Source organism: Fontimonas sp. FW305-C-3, from assembly GCF_058783185.1.
Map to the genome: position 1 here is coordinate 122,880 of NZ_JBYSYK010000005.1, position 20,306 is coordinate 143,185.

The 20,306-nt window shown below is 64.5% G+C and carries 15 protein-coding genes and 2 tRNA genes; 8 read left to right on the forward strand and 9 right to left on the reverse strand.

Annotated features, from left to right (window positions below):
* Positions 1–67 precede the first annotated feature (67 nt).
* Positions 68–1,333 (forward strand): OmpA family protein, encoded by a 1,266-nt coding sequence (locus tag AC3WUF_RS19295; protein WP_492428683.1) that lies wholly within the window; start codon positions 68–70, stop codon positions 1,331–1,333.
* A 162-nt stretch (positions 1,334–1,495) separates the two neighbouring features.
* Here the strand turns inward: AC3WUF_RS19295 and AC3WUF_RS19300 are convergent, their stop codons facing one another.
* Positions 1,496–3,124, reverse strand: coding sequence for a 3-(methylthio)propionyl-CoA ligase (locus AC3WUF_RS19300; protein ID WP_492428685.1), 1,629 nt, complete (start codon positions 3,122–3,124; stop codon positions 1,496–1,498).
* Positions 3,125–3,258: 134 nt separating this feature from the next.
* Here AC3WUF_RS19300 and AC3WUF_RS19305 point away from each other — a divergent pair, with 134 nt between their 5' ends.
* Together AC3WUF_RS19305 and AC3WUF_RS19310 are read left to right on the forward strand one after the other, a co-directional pair.
* A complete protein-coding gene (locus AC3WUF_RS19305) occupies positions 3,259–3,708 on the forward strand; it encodes an acyl-CoA thioesterase (RefSeq protein WP_492428687.1) in 450 nt (149 codons plus the stop codon).
* Entirely contained in the window at positions 3,705–4,829 is a 1,125-nt protein-coding gene (locus AC3WUF_RS19310) for a zinc-dependent alcohol dehydrogenase family protein (protein ID WP_492428689.1), read from the forward strand. Before AC3WUF_RS19305 ends, AC3WUF_RS19310 begins: the two co-directional genes overlap by 4 nt.
* A 108-nt stretch (positions 4,830–4,937) precedes the next feature.
* Here AC3WUF_RS19310 and AC3WUF_RS19315 read toward each other — a convergent pair whose 3' ends face one another.
* Positions 4,938–7,253: a Tex family protein gene (locus AC3WUF_RS19315; protein ID WP_492428691.1), complete on the reverse strand. Its 2,316-nt coding sequence runs from the start codon at positions 7,251–7,253 to the stop codon at positions 4,938–4,940.
* A 153-nt stretch (positions 7,254–7,406) separates the two neighbouring features.
* Here AC3WUF_RS19315 and AC3WUF_RS19320 point away from each other — a divergent pair, with 153 nt between their 5' ends.
* A complete protein-coding gene (locus AC3WUF_RS19320; RefSeq protein ID WP_492428693.1) occupies positions 7,407–7,625 on the forward strand; it encodes a hypothetical protein in 219 nt (72 codons plus the stop codon).
* Between the two features lie 5 nt (positions 7,626–7,630).
* A complete protein-coding gene (locus AC3WUF_RS19325; RefSeq protein WP_492428695.1) occupies positions 7,631–8,401 on the forward strand; it encodes a prohibitin family protein in 771 nt (256 codons plus the stop codon).
* Between the two features lie 91 nt (positions 8,402–8,492).
* On the opposite strand, the gene AC3WUF_RS19330 is transcribed toward AC3WUF_RS19325, so the two are convergent.
* Positions 8,493–10,361: a DUF885 domain-containing protein gene (locus AC3WUF_RS19330; protein ID WP_492428697.1), complete on the reverse strand. Its 1,869-nt coding sequence runs from the start codon at positions 10,359–10,361 to the stop codon at positions 8,493–8,495.
* 135 nt (positions 10,362–10,496) lie between these two features.
* Here AC3WUF_RS19330 and AC3WUF_RS19335 point away from each other — a divergent pair, with 135 nt between their 5' ends.
* Positions 10,497–12,155 carry a hypothetical protein gene (locus tag AC3WUF_RS19335; protein ID WP_492428699.1) on the forward strand — a complete coding sequence of 553 codons (1,659 nt, stop codon included), beginning with the start codon at positions 10,497–10,499 and terminating at the stop codon, positions 12,153–12,155.
* A 66-nt stretch (positions 12,156–12,221) separates the two neighbouring features.
* On the opposite strand, the gene AC3WUF_RS19340 is transcribed toward AC3WUF_RS19335, so the two are convergent.
* The 3 genes from AC3WUF_RS19340 to katG all read right to left on the reverse strand — a co-directional run bounded on the left by AC3WUF_RS19340 (position 12,222) and on the right by katG (position 15,915).
* A tRNA-Asn gene (locus AC3WUF_RS19340) sits at positions 12,222–12,297 on the reverse strand.
* An 81-nt stretch (positions 12,298–12,378) separates the two neighbouring features.
* Positions 12,379–13,563 (reverse strand): pyridoxal phosphate-dependent aminotransferase, encoded by a 1,185-nt coding sequence (locus AC3WUF_RS19345; RefSeq protein ID WP_492428701.1) that lies wholly within the window; start codon positions 13,561–13,563, stop codon positions 12,379–12,381.
* 129 nt (positions 13,564–13,692) lie between these two features.
* The gene (gene katG / locus AC3WUF_RS19350; protein ID WP_492428703.1) at positions 13,693–15,915 is read right to left on the reverse strand and encodes a catalase/peroxidase HPI; all 2,223 of its coding nucleotides are present in this window, start codon (positions 15,913–15,915) and stop codon (positions 13,693–13,695) included.
* A 199-nt stretch (positions 15,916–16,114) separates the two neighbouring features.
* On the opposite strand from katG, the gene uvrB reads away from it, so the two are divergent.
* Positions 16,115–18,181 (forward strand): excinuclease ABC subunit UvrB, encoded by a 2,067-nt coding sequence (gene uvrB / locus AC3WUF_RS19355; RefSeq protein WP_492428705.1) that lies wholly within the window; start codon positions 16,115–16,117, stop codon positions 18,179–18,181.
* An 85-nt stretch (positions 18,182–18,266) separates the two neighbouring features.
* On the opposite strand, the gene AC3WUF_RS19360 is transcribed toward uvrB, so the two are convergent.
* Positions 18,267–18,343 (reverse strand) — tRNA-Val (locus AC3WUF_RS19360).
* A gap of 118 nt (positions 18,344–18,461) precedes the next feature.
* Between AC3WUF_RS19360 and AC3WUF_RS19365 the strand changes: the two genes are divergently transcribed.
* Positions 18,462–19,082, forward strand: a complete 621-nt coding sequence (locus AC3WUF_RS19365) for a TetR/AcrR family transcriptional regulator (protein WP_492428707.1) — start codon at positions 18,462–18,464, stop codon at positions 19,080–19,082.
* A 3-nt stretch (positions 19,083–19,085) separates the two neighbouring features.
* On the opposite strand, the gene AC3WUF_RS19370 is transcribed toward AC3WUF_RS19365, so the two are convergent.
* Positions 19,086–19,643: a DUF3228 family protein gene (locus AC3WUF_RS19370; protein ID WP_492428709.1), complete on the reverse strand. Its 558-nt coding sequence runs from the start codon at positions 19,641–19,643 to the stop codon at positions 19,086–19,088.
* 11 nt (positions 19,644–19,654) lie between these two features.
* Positions 19,655–20,284, reverse strand: coding sequence for a peptide-methionine (S)-S-oxide reductase MsrA (msrA, locus tag AC3WUF_RS19375; RefSeq protein WP_492428711.1), 630 nt, complete (start codon positions 20,282–20,284; stop codon positions 19,655–19,657).
* Between the last annotated feature and the right edge of the window lie 22 nt (positions 20,285–20,306).

Sequence of the window (20,306 nt, forward strand, 5' to 3'; positions counted from 1 at the left end):
AAGGCCGCTGTTATAGTTATGCGATCACCGGTCCTGATGTCGGGACGGACATAAAGGGGAGTTTCAAATGAAGAACCGTTTTGGGTGGCTGGCATTGCTGTTGACGCTGGGGACTGCGCAACCGGCTCTGGCACAGGATGAAGCTGCAGTCGAGGACGAGGGCGGCTACGACGTGGTGCCGACCGATTCGGCATTGCAGGGCAAGCCCTGGTACGTCTCGCCGATGTTCTCGTTCAGCAAGGTCGACAGCGACCGCGGCACGGACGACGGCCTGGGCGGCGTGATCTCGGTCGGCAAGAAGGTCAACTCGAGCATGACGCTCGAACTCACCGGCTTTTACCAGCAGATGGACCCCGAAGCCGGCGGCGGTGACTCCACCGAATTCCGCGGCATCGGCATCGGCTCGATGATTTCGCTGTTCAAGAGCAGCCCGAATTTCTACGCCCTGCTCGCCTTGATGCACGGCCAGACCGACAAGGCGCCGGGCGGCGAGCGTGACTACCACTCGTTCGTCTTCGATATCGGTGCGGGCTACATGTACCCGATCACGCAGCGCGTTCTGCTGCGCGCCGAAGCGCGCTACCGCACCGACCAGCACGATGAAAAGGCCGCTGGCGTCAACCCGGGCAGCAATGCGTTCACCGACGGCGTGTTCAACGTCGGCTTCATCTTCCCGCTCGGCCATCTGGAGCCGGTTGCCGAAGCGCCGGTCGAAGTCGTTGCGCCGGTCGAGCCGACCGTCGAAGCGGACAGCGATGGCGACGGCGTGCCGGATTCGGCCGACCAGTGCCCGGATTCCCCGGCTGGCCAGCCGGTCAACGCCCAGGGTTGCCCGCTCGACAGCGACGGCGACGGCGTGCCTGACGCGGTCGACGAGTGCCCGAAGAGCCCGGCCGGCGCCAAGGTCCTCGCCAACGGTTGCGCGCTGGTCGGCGATTGCCGCACCCCGCGTGCCGGCGAGCAGGTCGACGCCAACGGTTGCGCCGCCGAGCAGAACTTCATCCTCAAGGGCGTGAAGTTCGAGTTCGACTCCGACCGTCTGACCCAGGCTGCTCAGCAGATCCTCAACGATGTGGCGGGCACGCTGCAGTCCTACGGCGATCTTGAAGTCGAGCTGGAAGGCCACACCGACAACGTCGGCACCGACGCCTACAACCAGGGCCTGTCGGAACGCCGCGCCAACGCGGTCAAGACCTACCTGATCGGCCGTGGCGTCGATGGCGGTCGCATGACCCCGGTCGGCTACGGCGAGACCCAGCCGATCGCGGACAACGCGACCGAGGAAGGCCGCGAAGAAAACCGCCGCGTGCAGCTGAAGGTTGTTGAAGACTGAGCTAGCCGCAGCAAGCTGCAAATCAAAAACCCGCCGGAGCGATCCGGCGGGTTTTTTGTTGGATACAAACTTCCGACTCGTCATTCCCGCGAAGGCGGGAATCCAGGGCGGAGAGAGCGGTCGTTCAACCCCTGGATTCCGCTTTCGCGGGAATGACCGAGTTCAGGTCCCCGGCAGCTGATAGCCCTTGATCTGTTCACGCAGCTGCAGCTTCGACATCTTGCCGGTCGCCGTCAGCGGAATGGAATCGACGAACAGCACGTCATCCGGAATCCACCACTTCGCGACCTTGCCCGGATACATCGCCAGCAGTTCGTCGCGGCCGACATCCAGGCCCGGCTTCTTGACGACGACCAGCAGCGGACGCTCATCCCACTTCGGATGGAACACGCCGATCACCGCGGCCATTGCAACGGACGGATGCGCCGCCGCGACATTTTCGAGGTCGATCGAGCCGATCCACTCGCCGCCGGACTTGATGACGTCCTTCGAGCGGTCGGTGATCTGCAGATAGCCGTCCGGATCGATCGTGCCGACGTCGCCGGTCGGGAACCAGCCATCGACCAGGGGGTTCTTGTCCATCTTGAAATACTTGCTGATGACCCAGTGGCCCTTGACCATCAGATCGCCGAAAGCCTTGCCGTCGTGCGGCAGCGACTTGCCTTCCGCGTCGACGATCTTCATCTGCACACCGAACGGCGGACGACCCTGCTTGACCTCGATCTTGAGCTGCTCGTCCTTCGGCAGCGCCAGATGCTTGTTCTTCAGCGTGTTGAACGTGCCCATCGGCGACATTTCGGTCATGCCCCAGGCGTGATGGATCTTGGTGTTGTAGTCGCGCTCGAAAGCCTGCATCAGTGCCGGCGGGCAGGCCGCACCGCCGATCACGCAGCGACGCAGCGTGGTCAACTTCAGCTTGTTGGTCTGCAGATGCTGCAGCAAGCCCTGCCAGACGGTCGGCACGCCGGCCGACATCGTCACGCCTTCGGCTTCGAACAGCTCATGCAGGCTGGCACCGTCAAGCGCGGCGCCCGGCAACACCAGTTTCGCGCCGACCATCGTCACGATATAGGGCACCGCCCAGGCGTTGACGTGGAACATCGGCACGACCGGCAACACGCAGTCGCGCGCCGAGATGCCGAAAACGTCCGGCAGGCAGGCCGAGAAGGTGTGCAGCAGCATCGAGCGGTGGCTGTAGAGCGCGCCCTTGGGATTGCCGGTCGTACCGGACGTGTAGCACAGCGCGCAGGCCGCGTTCTCATCGAACTCCGGCCATTCGTAGGCGTCGTCCTGCTCGGCCAGCAGATCCTCATAGCAGAGCAGATTCGGCACATCGATCTTCGGCATGTGCGCGCGATCGGTCATCGCGACCCAGCGCTTGATCGTCTTGCACTGCGCGGCCATCTTCTCAATGATCGGCGCGAACGTCAGATCGAAGAACATGATCTCGTCGTCGGCGTCGCTGACGATCCAGGCGATCTGTTCGGCAAACAGGCGCGGATTGACCGTATGGATCACCGCACCGATACCGGACACGCCGAAGTACAACTCGAAATGGCGATAACCGTTCCAGGCCAGCGTCGCGACACGATCGCCCGACTTGATGCCGAGCTTGAGCAGCGCCTTGGCGAGCTGGCGGCTGCGCTTGGCCGCGGCGCCGTAGTCATAGCGATGAATCCCGCCCTCGACCGTCCGCGACACGATTTCAGTATCGGCGTGGTACTGCTCGGAATGCTTCAGCAACGACGAAATCAGCAGGGGGGCATTCATCATCTGGCCCGGGATCGACATACCACGCTCTCCTTGAATGTTCTGGACCTGTGCGGTCCTTATGGGTACGCGCGATTGTTGCGCATTCCGCGCGCGGATGCAGGCCGTCGCCGCGCAGCCTAATATCGCCACAGCTCATATCCCGGGGATCACTTTTGAACCAGCCCGTCCAGCGCCAGGACTACCCGCACTTTCAGCGCATCAGCACGCGCTGGAAGGACAACGACATCTATGGTCACGTCAACAACGTCGAGTACTACAGTTACTTCGACACCGTCATCAACAGTTACCTGATCCGCCAGGGCGGGCTCGACATCCACGCCGGTGCGGCCATCGGTGTCTGCGCCGAATCGCATTGCCGCTTCCTGGACTCGCTCGCCTTCCCCGCTGCCGTGGATGCCGGCCTGCGCGTCAGCAAGCTGGGCCGCAGCAGCGTGCGCTATGAGATCGCGCTGTTTGCCGAAGACAATCCTCAGGCCGCGGCCGAGGGCTGGTTCGTCCACGTCTTCGTCGATCGCGCATCGCGCCGCCCCATCGAATTGCCGACCGCCTTGCGCAGCGCCCTTGAACCGCTGCTCGTCCCTCCCGCCGGAACCCTGCCATGAAAGTCCGCGCCGCCGTGCTGCGCCAGATGGGCCTGCCCGCGCCGTATGCGCAATCGCAGCCGTTGCAATTGATCGACGTTGAACTCGATCCGCCCGGGCCGGGCGAACTGCTGGTGAAGGTCGGTGCTGCCGGGCTTTGTCATTCGGACCTGTCGGTCATCGACGGCTCACGGCCGCGCGTGATGCCGATGGTGCTGGGTCACGAAGCGGCGGGCATCGTCGTCGCAACAGGTCCGGACACGCCGGGCTTCGCAGCGGGCGATCAGGTCGTGTTCGCGTTCGTGCCGAGTTGCGGCCACTGCGACTTCTGCGCAGAGGGCCGCGCCGCGCTGTGCGAACCCGGCGCGAAAGCCAACGTCGCCGGCACGCTGCTGTCCGGCGGCAGGCGCTGGCATGAGTCGAAAGGCGACGAACTGCATCACCACCTCGGCGTGTCCGCTTTCGCAGACCACACCGTTGTTTCAGCGCGCTCCGCGGTGAAGGTCGACAAGGATCTGCCGCCCGAGATCGCCGCGCTGTTCGGCTGCGCCGTCATGACCGGCGTCGGTGCCGTCGTCAACACCGCGCGCGTCGCCCCCGGCCAGAGCGTCGCCATCTTCGGCATGGGCGGCGTGGGCCTCGCCGCGCTGCTCGGCGCCGTGGCCGCCGGCGCGGATCCCATCGTTGCCGTCGATGTGCTGCCGGCCAAGCTTGAGCTCGCCCGCAGCCTCGGGGCGACGCACTGCATTCTTGCGGGTCCGGATACGGTCGCCGCCATCCGCGAAGCCACCCGTGGCGGCGCTGATTACGCGGTAGAAACCGCCGGTTCGGAAATCGCGCTGTCGCAGGCCTACGCCGCAACACGCCGCGGCGGCATGACCGTCACCGTCGGCCTGCCGCATCCGCAGAAGCAGTTCTCGATATCCGCGGTGAGCCTCGTCGCCGAGGAGCGTACGGTCAAAGGCTCGTACATGGGCTCGGCTGTGCCCTCACGCGATCTGCCGCGTTACATCGCGCTGTACAAGTCCGGACGGCTGCCGGTCGACCGGTTGCTGACGCATACGTTGAAGCTGGAAGACATCAACCTGGCGTTCGATCGACTGGCGAAGGGTGAGGCGGTGCGGCAGGTCATCGTGTTCTGACGAGCTGCGTATTCGCTGCGGGGTCTCGATACAGCGGCTTCGCAGCCACGTTCGTCTCGAGTACCGCGCGCAGCACGGTGTATCGAGAGACTCGGACAGAACTGCGCCTTACTTCTTCCGCATCGCCTCCAGCAGCGCCGCACCCAACGCGCCCTGCGGAGCCGGAGCCGACGGCGCCGGTCGCGTCTGGCGCCGATCCGGAGGTCGGCGATCACCCGCCGGCGCACCGGACGGCGGCCGCGCGGTGCCGTCATCCTTGCGCATCGACAGCGCGATGCGCTGACGCTTGAGATCGACATCGACGACACGCACCTTGACGATGTCGCCGGCTTTCACGACCTCGTGCGGATTCTTGATGAAGCGGTCTGCCAGCTGCGACACATGCACCAGACCGTCCTGATGAACGCCGATATCGACGAAAGCGCCGAAGGCTGCGACGTTGGTCACGGTGCCTTCGAGCATCATGCCGGGCTTCAGATCGGCGACCTCGTTGACGCCATCCGCGAACGTCGCGGTACGGAATTCCGGGCGCGGATCGCGGCCCGGCTTTTCCAGTTCGGCGAGGATGTCGCGCACCGTCGGCAAACCGAATTTATCGTCGACGAACTGCTTGGCATCCAGCTTCTTCAACGGTGAGCTGTCGGCCATCAGGGTGCGCAGATCGCGACCGCAGGCCTGGACGATCTTCGATGCCAGACCATAGGCCTCCGGATGCACTGACGATGCATCGAGCGGTTCGTCGCCATTCGGAATCCGCAGGAAGCCGGCGCACTGCTCAAAGGTCTTCGGTCCGAGACGGCTGACTTCAAGCAGCTGCTTGCGGGTACGGAATGCGCCGTTGCTGTTGCGGTGGACGACGATCGCATCCGCCAGCGAAGCACCGACTCCGGACACCCGCGCCAGCAGTGACGGTGAGGCCGTATTGATATCGACGCCCACCGCGTTCACCGCGTCCTCGACGACGGTGTCGAGCATGCGCGCGAGACGGTACTGATCGACGTCGTGCTGATACTGCCCGACGCCGATCGCCTTCGGGTCGATCTTGACCAGCTCGGCGAGCGGATCCTGCAGGCGCCGCGCGATCGATACCGCGCCGCGCAGCGACACATCCAGATCCGGAAATTCCCGCGAGGCCGTTTCCGAGGCCGAGTACACCGACGCACCCGCTTCGCTGACGATGACCTTGGTCGGCCGCGGTTCGGCGAGCAGCGGCAACAGCTCGCCGACCAGTTTTTCAGTCTCGCGGCTCGCGGTGCCGTTGCCGATCGCGATCAGCTCGATCTTGTGCTTGGCGATCAGCCGCGCAATCTCGGCCTGAGAGCCGCGCACGTCGTTGCGCGGCTGGAACGGATAGATCGTCGAGGTATCGAGCACACGGCCGGTGCCGTCGACAACGGCGACCTTCACGCCGGTACGGATGCCCGGATCGAGGCCCATCGTCGGCCGCGATCCGGCGGGCGCTGCGAGCAGCAGATCCTTGAGATTGCGGGCGAAGACCTGAATCGCTTCTTCCTCGGCGCGCTGACGCATTTCCAGCATCAGATCCACGCTCATCGTCGTCTGCAGCTTCACGCGCCAGCACCAGCGTGCAACGTCCATCAGCCAGGCATCGGTCACGCCGCCGTCGGCGCGAATGTCATGCGCCTGCGCGACCATGCGCTCGACCGGCTTGTACGGCGACGGATCATCGGCATCGACTTCAATATCCAGGCTCAGCACGCCTTCGTTGCGGCCGCGCATCATCGCCAGCGCGCGATGGCCGGCGACATTGCCCCAGCGTTCGGTGTGCGCGAAGTAGTCGGAGAACTTGGCGCCGGCTTCCTGCTGACCCTCGACGACGGCTGCCTTGATCTGTGCATGCTCGCGCAGATACGTGCGCAGACGGCCGAGCAGATCGGCGTTCTCCGCAAACTGCTCGGTCAGGATGTCGCGCACGCCTTCAAGCGCCGTCTTGGCGTCGGCGACCTGCTCGTTGACGTACGCCGCGGCGGCTTCCAGCGGCACCAGCGTGCGATCCGCCATCAGCGCATCGGCCAACGGCTGCAGGCCCTTCTCGCGCGCGATCTCGGCACGCGTGCGGCGCTTCGGCTTGTACGGTAGATAGAGATCTTCGAGCTCCGACTTGGTCGTTACCGCAAGCAGGCGTGCTTCGAGTTCCGGTGTCAGCTTTTCCTGACCGCGGATCGACTCGATCACTGACGCGCGACGGTCTTCCAGCTCGCGCAGGTAGGCCAGCCGCTCCTCGAGCTTGCGCAGCTGGGTGTCGTCGAGCCCGTTGGTGACTTCCTTGCGATAGCGGGCGATGAACGGCACGGTCGCGCCTTCATCGAGCAGTTCCACGGCCGCCTGGACCTGCCGGGGCTGCGCGCCGATTTCCTCGGCAATGGTCTGGGCAATCAGAACAGCGGTGCGGTCTTGCGGCATGCGCGTGGGGCTTTGGAAAAACGAAAGGCCGGCGACCATACCCCGACCACCGGGCGCCCACAATCTGGCGCCGCCGCGTCAAATGTGATTGGGCCGACAGACGTCTGTCGGGTCGATTGGGCATACTGCGGCGGGATTCAGATGGGGGCCCCGATGACCTACGCCGTACTGCTGCTGATCTACCGCGTCTGGCTCGGCGTGGGCGTGCTGCTGATCCTGTGCGCCATTTCCAGCGCCCTGTTCTCGCGTGACCGCGCCAATCGCGGCCGCAATGCGCTGCGCGCGCTGCCGCTGGCCGTGCTGTGGCCGCTGGCCATCCTTTCCAGAGAGGGGCGCCGCGCGCTCCGCAGCATTTTTCCGAACCAATGGTGATCCGCATGAAAAAGCTCAGCCTGCTTGCCCTGCCGCTGGCCTTGTCGGCCTGCGGATTTGAAGTCGTCGACACCGGCCATCGCGGCGTCAAGACCACCTTCGGCGAAGTGGTCGGCGAATCGCTGCCGGAAGGCTTCTACACCTACAACCCGCTGACCAGCACGATCGTCGAACTGGATACGCGCACGCAGCGCTGGGAAGACTCGACCGAGACGTATACCAAGGACGTGCAGCAGGCCAAGGTCGGCTTCGTGCTCAACTACGGCCTCGATTCCTCTGCGGCGCACATCATCTACAAGGAGGTCGGCTACGACTGGGCCGACAAGCTGGTGCCGCAGGTCATCTACGGCTCGCTCAAGGAAGTCATCGGCAAGTGGGACGCGGTCGATCTGATCGGCAACCGCAACAAGGCGCAGGTCGAGGCGATGGAAGCGATCCGCGACAACCTCAAGATCAAGCACATCTCGGTGACGAGCTTCGAAATCACCGACATCGCCTACTCGCGCGAGTTCGAGGTTGCGGTCGAGGCCAAGGTCGTCGCGCAACAGAAGGCGATCGAAGAAAAGAACCGCACCGAACAGATCCGCGAGCAGGCCGATCAGAAGCTGCTCAGCGCCAAGGCCGAAGCCGAGTCGATCAAGATCCGCGCGCAGGCGCTGGAATCCAATCCGCGCCTGGTCGAATGGGAAGCCGTGCAGAAGTGGGACGGCAAGATGCCGCAGTACATGCTCGGCGGCGCGACGCCGTTCATTTCGATCCCGGCCGGGGGCAAGTGACGCAAAGACCGTAGCCCGGGTGAAACCCGGGAGGCTCCGCACATAAGCAGCGCGAACCCCCGGGTTTCACCCGGGCTACGTTTGTGGGTTGTTACGCAGCCTTTGCTTGCTGTGCAGCAATCCACTGATTGACGCGGCGCTCCAGCAGATCCAGCGGCAGTGCACCGCCGCTGAGCACGGCATCGTGGAAGCCCTTGATGTCGAAACGCTCGCCGAGCTTCGCTTCGGCTTCTGCACGCAGACCCTGAATCTTCAGCATGCCGACTTTGTAGGCCGTGGCCTGCCCCGGCATGATCAGGTAACGACGCACTTCCGACTGCACCGCAGTGGCGGGAATCGACGTATTGGCGGTGAAGTAGTCGATGCCCTGCTGCTCGGTCCAGCCCTTCGAGTGCAGACCGGTGTCGACGACCAGACGTACGGCGCGCCACATCTCGGAAGTCAGCCGGCCGTAATCGGAATACGGATCCTGATAGGTGTTCGGCATCTGCTTCGCCAGCCACTCGGCATACAGACCCCAGCCTTCGACGTACGCCGTGAAGCTGGCCTGCGTGCGGAAGGTCGGCACGCCCTTGAGTTCCTGCGCGATTGAAATCTGCATGTGATGGCCAGGCAGGCCTTCGTGATACGCAATGACTTCCAGTTCCGGAATCGGCATGGCGTTCATGTCGGACAGATGCGCGTAGTACACGCCCGGCCGTGAACCATCCGGCGTCGCGGGAACGTAATGCTGCGCGGCGCCGTCTTCTTCGCGGAAGGCCTCGACGCGCTTGACGACCAGATCTGCCTTCGGTAGCAGACCGAAATAATTCGGCAGTTCCTTCTTGATATTGGCGACCACGGCAGTGGCCGCATCGAGGTATTGCTGCCGGCCGGCGTCCGTGTTCGGGAACTTGAACCGCTTGTCGGTGCGGATGAACTTGAAGAACGCCGGCAGATCGCCCTTGAAGCCGACCTTGTCCTTGAGCGCCATCATCTCGCCACGGATGCGCGCGACCTCGCTGAGCCCCTTCTCGTGAATCTCTTCGGCGGTCATCGCCGTCGTGGTCTGCGTCGCCAGGCGGTACTTGTAATAGGCCGGGCCATCCGGCTGGCTGCCGACGCCGCTGGCATTCACGGCCGCATTGGGCAGATCGGACTCGATGAAGGCGATCAGCTCCTCATAAGCCGGCTTGAACTGCTCGACCAGCGCGGTGCGCGCTTCGCCCTTGAGCGCGGTTGCCCGCTCGGTGCTGATCAACTGCTTCTCGGCCAGTGCATCGATGTCGGTCTGCATGTCGGCCCAGATCGCGGAATCCTTGCCCTCGCCGAACGGCGCGCCGGCGATGACCTTGCGCGACTGATCGAGCACGCCCTCGTGCGCGAAGCGCGGCGGGCGGATGCCCTGCTTGGCGTAATCCTGCACCTGCGCGAGCAGCTGCTTCATCACGCGCGGCACCTGCTTCACGCGGGCGATATAAGCCTGCGCGTCGGCTTCGGTCTCTACGCTGTGGAAACTGATCAGGAAGGTCGGCAGGAACGACTGCATGCCGTTCATCTGATCGAAGATGTAGCCGTTGCGGCGGAAACGCGCGCCGGCCTCGGCCTGCTCGTACTGCTGCATCCAGATGTCGTAGGAGGTCTTGGCCTCATCCGACAGCGCTGCGTAGTCGAACTGCGACTTCATCTGCTCGACCGTCGCCTTCTGCCAGGCCAGCTGCTTGTCGGCGGCCTCGATCGACATGTCGTCGAGCTGGTCGTAATGATCCTTGCGGCCCAGAAAGGTCAGGCTGATCGGGCTGAACTGGAGCTGCTCCTCGTACCTCGCCTCGAACCATTCGTTGATCCGCTGCGTCTCCGAAACCTCGGACTTGGGCGCGGCCTCCGGCTGGGGCTCGGCCGGCTTGTCCTTGCAGGCGGTCAACAGGCTCAGGCCGATCAGCATGCCGGCCAACAGTCTGGTTCGATCTTTCACGCGCATTTGCCGCCCCCGCTTTCAGTGAAAAGCGAGCCTAGCGCATTCCAATCGCGATTTCTGAACGCGGAATGAAGGCCCGCAGTCGCCGCCACGACGAATCGGATGGATACTATGTGCTGATCCGTGGTCATAGGCTCCATGCGTAAATCCCTGCTAACTGTCGTGCTCGCCAGCGTCGTGTTCAGCGTCGGCTGCAGCAACAAGTCCGAGTTCGTCAAACTCAGCTCCTCGCCGATCAACGGCGACGAGGTCGATGCCAGCCGCACGCAGTACGAGGACGGCTACCTGCGCATCTTCGTCAGCTCGAATCTGGACGCCAACGGGCGCGCCATGGACTTCGGCAACGAGAAGGATCGCCCGGCCATGCTGCTGATCTCGGCCAAGTTCGGCCGCGGCACCGTCGCCAGCTTCGCCGCCGACGCCGATCCGGAAATCCCGGTGCTGCTGTACGACATCCAGGCCGGCAAGACGATGACTTCGGTCGTCAACAATGCGCTGCTCAGCGAAGGCGTGCTGATCGATCCGGAGTCGCTGTCGAAGTCGCCGCACCTGCAGATCTTCGTCCGCGGCGTGCCTGGTGACAAAGCAAAGTGGGTGACCAACCTGCTCGAAGTCGCGACCGCAGAACCCGCGATCTCCATCGGCATGAGCCTGATCCCCGGCGCGTCGGTCGCCGCCGGCCTGTCGACCAAGCTCGGCGAAATGCTGTCCGACGAAATCCAGACGACCAAGAAGCCCTGGGAAGAAAAAACCCTGCTCGGCCTGCGCGCGGACCAGGGCCTGTTCGCCCTCGACGGCCGCCAGTTCATCGTGCTGCTGAATTCGACGACGATGGAGTTGCAGGCGCCACCGCAGCTGTCGCGCTGTGATGTGAAGAGCTCACCGACCGGCCTGTGCTCGCCCGACGGCAAGCCTTGGGCGCCGGCGCAGGCTTACGTGCGCTTCGAGCTGGACGTCACCGATTTCCGTTCGATCAAGGACTTCATCGGCGTTGCCGTGTCCTGCGAAGCCGACGAGCGCGTCTGGAGCGAGTATCGCGCCCTGCTCGCCTCCGGCAACCTCGCCCGCAAGCAGCTCGAATACGAACGCCAGATCATGGCGCGCGGCGATCTGCTGCTGCAGGCCCGCCGCGCACAGAACGACTACTCCGGAGCGCGCTACACCAGCCGCCTGCTGCAGTTCGCCCAGCAATACGCCCTGCTGGTGACACCGACCGATGGCTACTGGCGCGAACACTTCGCCGATCGCGCCCAGCCGCTCGACGCCTGCATCCGCTCGACCGCAGTCCGCGGCCAGTCGCAAAGCGCGACGATCTGGGAATCGGCCACTGCGCTGTTTGCCCAGGCACACAAGTATCCGGTCTGGACCACGGCGCTCGCCGGCAATGCCGATCCGGAACTGCCGGCAATGACCGACGCCGAAGCATCGCTGCGACGCCTCAAGCAGCTGATGACAGTTGGCGATATCCGCAGCCTCGACGCACAGAGCCTCGAAAGCCTCAGCAATCTCGATCATCAGCTGTCCGAGATGCTGCTGCCGAGCTACCAGCGCATGGCCGACAAGATCGAAGGCGAAACCGCCGCGCTAGACAGCAAACTGGCCACGCTCAACGGCCTCGCCAAGCGCACCGCCTGCGCCAGCTGCGCAACGCTGCTTCTGCAAAAGGGCGAAAGCCTGAAACAGGCTGCGCTGCAGATCCCGGCTGCCGCGCCGCCGGCTGAAGTGGTACCGGCGAGCAGCGTGGCCGCGCCTGTTGCCGAACCCGCGGCGGTGGAAACCGTTTCGCCCACGCCGTAACAGCCAGCCAAGCAAAACAGCCGCCAACGAAAAAGGGCCTGCCTTTCGGCAAGCCCTTGAATCTTATGGCTCCGCGAGTTGGACTCGAACCAACGACCCGCTGATTAACAGTCAGCTGCTCTACCGACTGAGCTATCGCGGAACAGTCGAAGGACGCGAATTGTAGTGATCTGACCCCAATGGTGCAATGCGTTTTTGAACATTGCCCCAAATGGGGCTTGGATCAGCCTGTAACCAGCTTGCGAATCCGCTCGACGCTGCCCTTCAGGACTTTGTCGCTGGTCGCGAAGGACAGGCGCAGGTGACCCGGAGCGCCGAAGGCGGAGCCGGGGACGACGGCGACGTAGGCCTTCTGCAGCAGCAGATCGGACAGCGCGAGGTCGTCGGCGCAGCCGAGCTTCTGCATCAGGCCTTCGACGTTCGGGAACGCGTAGAACGTGCCGTCAACCGACAGGCAGTTGATGCCCGGCACTGAGTTGAGGTCGGCGACCAGGGCGTCGTGACGCGCCTTGAAGGCCTTGACCATCTCGGTGACGCAGCTCTGGTCGCCGTTGAGCGCGGCGGCGGCGGCGACCTGGGCGATGGAGTTTGGGTTGGACGTCGACTGCGACTGGATGTCGGCCATCGCGGTGGTGATCGCGACCGGGCCGCAGGACCAGCCGAGGCGCCAGCCGGTCATCGAATAGGTCTTCGAGACGGCGTGGATGATGACCGTGCGGTCGTACAAATCCGGGCAGGCGTTGATGATGTTGCAGAACGGCTCGGCGCTCCACAGGATCTTCTCGTACATGTCGTCGGACGCGATGACGATGCGCGGATGCTTGCGCAGCACTTCGCCGAGCGCGGTCAGTTCGGCCTTGCTGTAGGCCATGCCCGACGGGTTGGACGGCGAGTTCAGCCAGATCATGCGGGTGCGCGGGGTGATCGCGCGCTCGAGCTGGGCGGGCGTGATCTTGAAGCGCTGTTCGGCGGTGGTGTGGATAAACACCGGTGTGGCGTCGGCGAGCAGCACCATGTCCGGGTAGCTGACCCAGAACGGCGCCGGCACGATGACTTCATCGCCCGGGTTCAGCAGCGCCTGGCACAGGTTGTAGCAGGACTGCTTGCCACCGGTAGCAGCGAGGATCTGGTTCGGCTTGTACTCGAGGCCGTTGTCGCGCGCCATCTTGTCGGCAATGGCCTTCTTCAGCGCCGGCGTGCCGCCGACCGGCGTGTACTTGGTCTGGCCCTTGTTCAGCGCCTCGATGGCCGCGTCCTTGATGTGCTGCGGCGTATCGAAGTCCGGTTCACCGGCGCCCAGCGAGAGCACGTCGTGCCCCTGCGCCTTGAGCTCGGCGGCCTTGGCGGTGACGGCGAGAGTGGGAGAAGGCTTGATACGGCCTACGCGTTGGGCGAGCGAGATTTCCACGGCGGTTTCCTGCGTCAGTCGGCAAACAAAAAGGCAAACGGGCGCGATGATACTGGAACTGCGTGACGGTGGGCACGATTCGCCCGCAAAAAAGGCGGGGGCGTGCTCGCCCCCGCCCGATCCGGTCCTTCAGCTCAGGTCGTAACGGTCCAGGTTCATGACCTTGGCCCAGGCGGCGACGAAGTCCTTGACGAACTTCTTCTCGGCATCCGCCGAGGCATAGAACTCCGATACCGCGCGCAGTTCGGTGTTGGCGCCGAAGACCAGGTCCACCGGGGTGGCGGTCCACTTCACGGCGCCCGTGCGGCGGTCGCGGCCTTCGTAGACGCCTTCGGTGCCGGCAGACTTCTTCCACTCCACCGACATGTCGACCAGATTGACGAAGAAGTCGTTGGTCAGGCTTTCCGGGCGGCTGGTGAAGACGCCGTGCTTGCTGCTGCCGGCGTTGGCATCGAGCACGCGCAGGCCGCCGACCAGCGCGGTCATTTCCGGCACCGTCAGCTTCAGCAGCGAGGCCCGCTCGACGAGGGCGACGGCCGGCGCCTCGGCATTGCCCGGCGCCAGGTAGTTGCGGAAGCCATCGGCGGTCGGTTCGAGCAGCGCGAAGGACACGGGGTCGGTCATGTCCTGGCTGGCGTCAGTACGGCCCGGCGAGAACGGCACCTTGACCGTATGCCCGGCAGCGGACGCCGCCTTCTCGATCGCCGCGGCGCCGCCGAGCACGATGACATCGGCCAGCGAGACCTTCTTGCCGCCGCGCGCGCCGTCATTGAAGCGCTTCTGCACGGCTTCGAGCTTGGTCAGCACGCCGGCCAGTTCTTCCGGCTGATTCACGGCCCAATCCTTCTCCGGCGCGAGGCGGATGCGCGCGCCGTTGGCGCCGCCGCGCATGTCGGTCGCGCGGAAGCTGGCGGCGGAGCCCCAGGCGGTGCGGACCAACTGGGGAATCGTCAGGCCGCTGGCAAGGATGTCCTTCTTCAGCGCCGCGATGTCCTTGTCGTCGATCAGCTTGTGATCGACCGCCGGGACTGGGTCCTGCCAGATGAACTGTTCGCTCGGCACCATCGCACCGAGATAGCGCGAGGCCGGGCCCATGTCGCGATGCGTCAGCTTGAACCAGGCCTTCGCGAACGCGACCTCGAACTCGGCCGGATTCTTCAGCCAGTTCTCGGTGATCTTGCGATAGGCCGGGTCTTCCTTGAGCGCGAGGTCGGTCGTGAACATGACCGGCGCGTGGCGCTTGGTCTTGTCGTGCGCATCCGGCACCAGATTCGCGGCGGCGCCCTTGGCGGGAACCCACTGCGTGGCGCCGGTCGGGCTCTTGGCCAGCACCCAGTCGAAGCCGTAGAGGTTCTGCAGATAATTGTGCGTCCACTGCACCGGATTGACGGTCCAGGCGCCTTCGAGGCCGCTGGTCATCGTATCGGCACCACTGCCCTTGCCGCACTTGTTGTGCCAGCCGAGGCCCTGCTGCTCCATACCGGCCGCTTCGGGCTCGACACCAACACAGTCCCTTTCCTTGCGCGCGCCGTGCGCCTTGCCGAAGGTGTGGCCACCGGCGATCAGCGCCGCAGTCTCCTCGTCGTTCATGCCCATGCGACCGAAGGCCTGGCGGATGTCGCGCGCGGACGCGAGCGGGTCCGGCTTGCCGCCGGGGCCCTGCGGATTGACGTAGATGAGTCCCATCTCGACGGCGGCGAGCGGCGGCGACAGCTGGCGTTCGCCGGTGTGGCGCATGTCGGTCAGCCATTTCTTTTCCGGACCCCAGTCGACCGTCTCGGACTGCCAGCCATCCTCACGGCCGCCGGCGAAGCCGAGGATCTTGAAACCCATGTCCTCCATCGCGACGGTGCCGGCGAGCACCATCAGGTCGGCCCAGGAGATTGCGCTGCCGTACTTCTGCTTGATCGGCAGCAGCAGGCGCTGCGCCTTGTCGAGGTTGGCGTTGTCGGGCCAGCTGTTCAATGGCGCGAAGCGCTGCATGCCACCGTCCGCGCCGCCACGGCCGTCGATCGCGCGATACGTGCCGGCGCTGTGCCAGGACATGCGGATGAAGAACGGCCCGTAATGGCCGTAGTCCGCCGGCCACCAGTCCTGCGAGGTGCGCATGACGGTAGCGAGGTCCTTCTTCAGCGCAACGAGGTCGAGCTTGGCGAAGGCCTTGGCATAGTCGAAGTCAGGGTCGGCCGGGTTCGCCGACGCCGCGCTGTCGCGCAGGATCGACAGGTCCAGCCGGTTCGGCCACCAGTAGTCGTTGCCGGGGCCGGCTTCGGCGGCGGCGAACTGCAGAGGGGTCAGGCTTGCCAGTCCCACCGCGCAGGCGGTGAGGACCGAATGGATGTTCTTGCGCATCGGGGTCTCCTCGATGATTTTGGAATCAGGCCGCGCTGCGACCGAAGAGATCCCCCGCGGCCGGCGCCCATGCACCGTAGGTGCCGCCGCCGGACCGGTCCAATTGATATTCAGCAACGCCGCCATAGCGATTTTTTATTCGCGGCCAGCGCGCATGGTTCAGCCGCCACACGGCCGGCACGGGTAAGCTTGCGCGACCATGCAAGAAGCCTCTCGCGATTCCCTGCAGTCCAAAAAGGTGGCCCGTCTTGAACGCCGCGACCAGACACAATTCCAGCTCAAGGCCGACTGGGCGCCCGCCGGCGACCAGCCGGAGGCGATCCGCCAGCTCAGTGAGGGGCTGAAGGATGGCCTGCTGCACCAGACCCTGCTCGGCGTCACCGGCTCGGGCAAGACCTATTCGATCGCCAACGTCATCCAGAAGCTGCAGCGGCCGGCGCTGGTGATGGCGCCGAACAAGACGCTGGCGGCACAGCTCTACGGCGAGTTCCGCGAGTTCTTTCCGAACAATGCGGTCGAGTATTTCGTCTCGTACTACGACTATTACCAGCCGGAAGCCTATGTACCGAGCACCGACACCTTCATCGAGAAGGACAGCTCGGTCAACGAACACATCGAGCAGATGCGCCTGTCGGCGACCAAGGCGCTGATGACGCGGCGCGACGCGATCATCGTCGCGTCGGTATCGGCGATCTACGGCCTCGGCGATCCGGAAAGCTATTTCCAGATGGTGCTGCACCTGGTGCGCGGCGAGCGCATCAAGCAGCGCGATCTGATTCATCAGCTGACCGCAATGCAGTACACGCGCAACGAAGTGGCGATCGAACGCGGCACCTACCGCGTGCGCGGCGAAGTCATCGACATCCATCCGGCGGAATCCGATGCCGATGCGCTGCGCGTCGAGCTGTTCGACGACGAGATCGAATCGCTGAGCACCTTCGATCCGCTGACCGGCGAAGTGAAGCAGAAGTTGCCGCGCGCGACGGTGTTTCCGAAGACCCACTACGTCACGCCGCGCGAGCAACTGATCAGCGTGCTCGACGACATCAAGGCCGAGATGGTCCAGCGCGTGCGCCAGTTCAAGGAAGCCGGCAAGCTCCTCGAAGCACAGCGCATCGAGCAGCGCACGCTGTTCGACCTGGAAATGATCCGCGAGATCGGCTTCTGCAACGGCATCGAAAACTACTCGCGCTACCTGTCGGGCCGCGCACCGGGCCAGCCACCGCCCTGCCTGCTCGAATACCTGCCGCCGGACGCGATCATCGTGCTCGACGAATCGCACGTGACGGTTCCGCAGATCGGCGCGATGTACAAGGGCGACCGCTCGCGCAAGGAAACGCTGGTCGAATACGGCTTTCGCTTGCCGTCGGCGCTCGACAACCGGCCGCTGCGCTTCGACGAGTTCGAAAAGATCGTGCCGCAGACGATCTTCGTCTCGGCGACGCCCGGTAACTACGAGAAGGACAAATCCGGCGATGCGATCGTCGAACAGGTCGTGCGGCCGACCGGCCTCGTCGATCCGCAAGTGGAAGTGCGCCCGGCGACGAGCCAGGTCGACGACCTGCTCGGCGAAATCCGCCTGCGCTCGGTCAAGCAGGAGCGCGTGCTGGTCACCGTGCTGACCAAGCGCATGGCCGAAGACCTCACCGACTATCTCGGCGAGAACGGCGTCAAGGTGCGTTACATGCACTCCGACGTCGATACCGTCGAGCGGGCCGAGATCATCCGTGACCTTCGCCTCGGCCTGTTCGACGTGCTGGTCGGCATCAACCTGCTGCGCGAAGGTCTGGACATCCCGGAAGTCTCGCTGGTCGCGATTCTCGACGCCGACAAGGAAGGCTTCCTGCGCTCAGACCGCTCGCTGATCCAGACCATCGGCCGCGCCGCGCGCCACCTCAGCGGCAAGGCGATTCTGTACGCCGACCGCATGACCGATTCCATGCGCCGCGCCATCGGCGAAACCGACCGCCGCCGCGAAAAGCAGGAAGCCCACAACCTCGCCCACGGCATCACCCCGGCCGGCGTGCAGAAGCGCATCGCCGACGTCATGCGCTTCGGCTACGAAGACCTGACGGGCAAGGCATTGATGGCCGCCGAGGTCCAGGCGGCCTACGAAGTCGTCTCGCCGGAACAGCTCGGCAAGCAGATCTCCAAGCTCGAGAAGGAGATGAAGCAGCACGCGCTGAATCTCGAGTTCGAGGCCGCGGCGAACAAGCGCGACCAGATCCGCAAACTGCGCGAGCGGGCCTTGCTCAGAGCCGGCTGATGCGCCACAAATTCATGTTTTAGATGAAGTTAGTGGCTAGAGAAAACAAAAAGCCCCGCAGTGCGGGGCTTTTTGACTACCAATTTGGTAGGCGCGATTGGACTCGAACCAACGACCCCCACCATGTCAAGGTGGTGCTCTAACCAGCTGAGCTACGCGCCTACGGGTCTCCGAAGGGCGCGAAGTATGACGGCTGACCCGGGCGGTTGCAACAGCTGCCGCAATTTCTGCGATCGGGGCGCTGTCCTTATACTGAAGTCCCAGGTCCAGCGAACCATCAATGGCGAAGCGTCCGCTCTCCAAGGACAGCATTCTCACCAAGGCCGCCGCGCTGATGAAGCAGCGCGGGGTGCAGGCCGTGACGATCCGCGGCCTGGCCGACGAGCTCGACGTGACGCCGATGGCGATCTACAAGCATTTCGACAACAAGGACGATCTGCTCTGCGCGCTGCTGGATCGCTTCATCCTCAATGCGGATGTCCTGCCGAAAGCCCCGTTGAGCTGGGACCGCTGGCTGCATCACGTTGGCAAGGCGATGTGGACGGCACTGACCCGCGAACCGGACTGGATGGCGCTTGTCGCTGCCGCGCGCATCCGCATCGGCGGTGCCGAAGTGCTGGCGGCCTGCATCGATGTCATGGAGGGCGCCGGCTTCTCGACCGAGGACGCGATGGAGACTTTCTTCTCGCTGGCCCACGTCAGCATCGGCGCGGCCTGTCTGGAATCGCGGGCCAGCCGCATGGATCTGAGCAAGCCTTTCGACGAATCGAATCCGCAGCTGATCCAGCGCATCATGCGCAACGTGAAGTCGCCGGAGCTGCTGCGCGAGGCGCACAGCGTCGAGCGCAGCATCAACATGCTGGTCATCGCGCTGCAGACGCGCCTGCCGGCGCCGGCCTGAGGCTCAGACGCGCCAGTTGGCGTGCTGGTCCCAGAACTCGGCGCTGCGTTTGTAAGCTTTGCGATCCAGTGCCACACCCGAACCGCCTTCTTCGACGCCCAGCGCATTGCGCAGCATCGTGATCGGCGCCAGCGGCGTTTCCTCGGGCTGCATGGTCGCCAGACAGCCGACGACACCCCAATCCGCATCGACCGGCGAGCCCTCCTTCGCCATCTGCGCGCGGTCGTAGAGAATCACCAGCAGATACTCCGCGCGCGGCGGCTCGACGCCTTCGAACCAGCGGTTGAGCACCGGCAGCTCGTCGTCGTTGCGCGCCTCGTAGGCCGAACGCAGCAGATGACGGTTCTCGTCGGTGATCGCCACCGTCGCGCAGCGCGTCTCGGTCCAGTTGCGATGCACGTGCAGCACGCAGAACGGCGCGTAGCCCGGCAACACCTTCAAGGGCGGCTCGACGTTGATGCGCTGTTCGAACTCCGCCGCGGTGCAGCCAATGATGGCGTTGCGGCGGCCGGAAGCGGGAAACAGGCGGCGACGGGCAAAGGTCGTCAGAACGATGCTCATGCTGGACAGACTCAGGACTTCAGCTGGTCGGCGAAATAGGTCCTGACCTTGTCGCGCTTGGGCAGCGCCACCGCCTGGATGTAAGGCTGCGCCGGATTCAGCGCCGCATAATTCTGGTGGTAAGTCTCGGCGACGAAGAACTCCGCCAGCGGTTCCAGCGTCGTTGCGATCGGCGCATTGAACGCACCCGCATCCGCCAGCTTCTTCATGTAGCGCTGCGCCACCTCGCGCTGCTGCTCGTTGGCGTAGAACACGGCCGAGCGGTACTGGCGCCCGTGGTCGTTGCCCTGGCGATTGACGTGCGTGGGGTCATGGGCCACCGAGAAAAAGACCTTGAGCAGCTGGCCGTAGCTGATCTTGGTGGCGTCGAAGTCGACGCGAACCACCTCGGCGTGATCGGTCATGCCGCTGCAGACGGTCTTGTAGTCGGCCGTTTCGCGGGTGCCGCCGGCATAGCCGGAAACCACGTCGCTGACGCCGTCGAGCTGGCGGAACACCGTTTCCACACACCAGAAGCAGCCGCCGGCCAGTACCGCGGACTGCTGGGCGCCGGCTTCGGCGCCGATGTCGACGTCCGGCTGAGGGAACTCGGCCGGCGTCAGCGGGTGATCGTCGCCGCGGGATTTCGAGATAAGGCTCATGACTGGCTCCTGAGGGGTGGCT

Excerpts from the sequence above, each read along its gene's own strand:
- AC3WUF_RS19295 (WP_492428683.1), top strand. The coding sequence starts at position 68 with ATGAAGAACCGTTTTGGGTGGCTGGCATTGCTGTTGACGCTGGGGACT.
- AC3WUF_RS19300 (WP_492428685.1), bottom strand. The coding sequence starts at position 3,124 with ATGTCGATCCCGGGCCAGATGATGAATGCCCCCCTGCTGATTTCGTCG.
- AC3WUF_RS19310 (WP_492428689.1), top strand. The coding sequence starts at position 3,705 with ATGAAAGTCCGCGCCGCCGTGCTGCGCCAGATGGGCCTGCCCGCGCCG.
- AC3WUF_RS19315 (WP_492428691.1), bottom strand. The coding sequence starts at position 7,253 with ATGCCGCAAGACCGCACCGCTGTTCTGATTGCCCAGACCATTGCCGAG.
- AC3WUF_RS19320 (WP_492428693.1), top strand. The coding sequence starts at position 7,407 with ATGACCTACGCCGTACTGCTGCTGATCTACCGCGTCTGGCTCGGCGTG.
- AC3WUF_RS19325 (WP_492428695.1), top strand. The coding sequence starts at position 7,631 with ATGAAAAAGCTCAGCCTGCTTGCCCTGCCGCTGGCCTTGTCGGCCTGC.
- AC3WUF_RS19330 (WP_492428697.1), bottom strand. The coding sequence starts at position 10,361 with ATGCGCGTGAAAGATCGAACCAGACTGTTGGCCGGCATGCTGATCGGC.
- AC3WUF_RS19335 (WP_492428699.1), top strand. The coding sequence starts at position 10,497 with ATGCGTAAATCCCTGCTAACTGTCGTGCTCGCCAGCGTCGTGTTCAGC.
- katG (WP_492428703.1), bottom strand. The coding sequence starts at position 15,915 with ATGCGCAAGAACATCCATTCGGTCCTCACCGCCTGCGCGGTGGGACTG.
- uvrB (WP_492428705.1), top strand. The coding sequence starts at position 16,115 with ATGCAAGAAGCCTCTCGCGATTCCCTGCAGTCCAAAAAGGTGGCCCGT.
- AC3WUF_RS19365 (WP_492428707.1), top strand. The coding sequence starts at position 18,462 with ATGGCGAAGCGTCCGCTCTCCAAGGACAGCATTCTCACCAAGGCCGCC.
- AC3WUF_RS19370 (WP_492428709.1), bottom strand. The coding sequence starts at position 19,643 with ATGAGCATCGTTCTGACGACCTTTGCCCGTCGCCGCCTGTTTCCCGCT.
- msrA (WP_492428711.1), bottom strand. The coding sequence starts at position 20,284 with ATGAGCCTTATCTCGAAATCCCGCGGCGACGATCACCCGCTGACGCCG.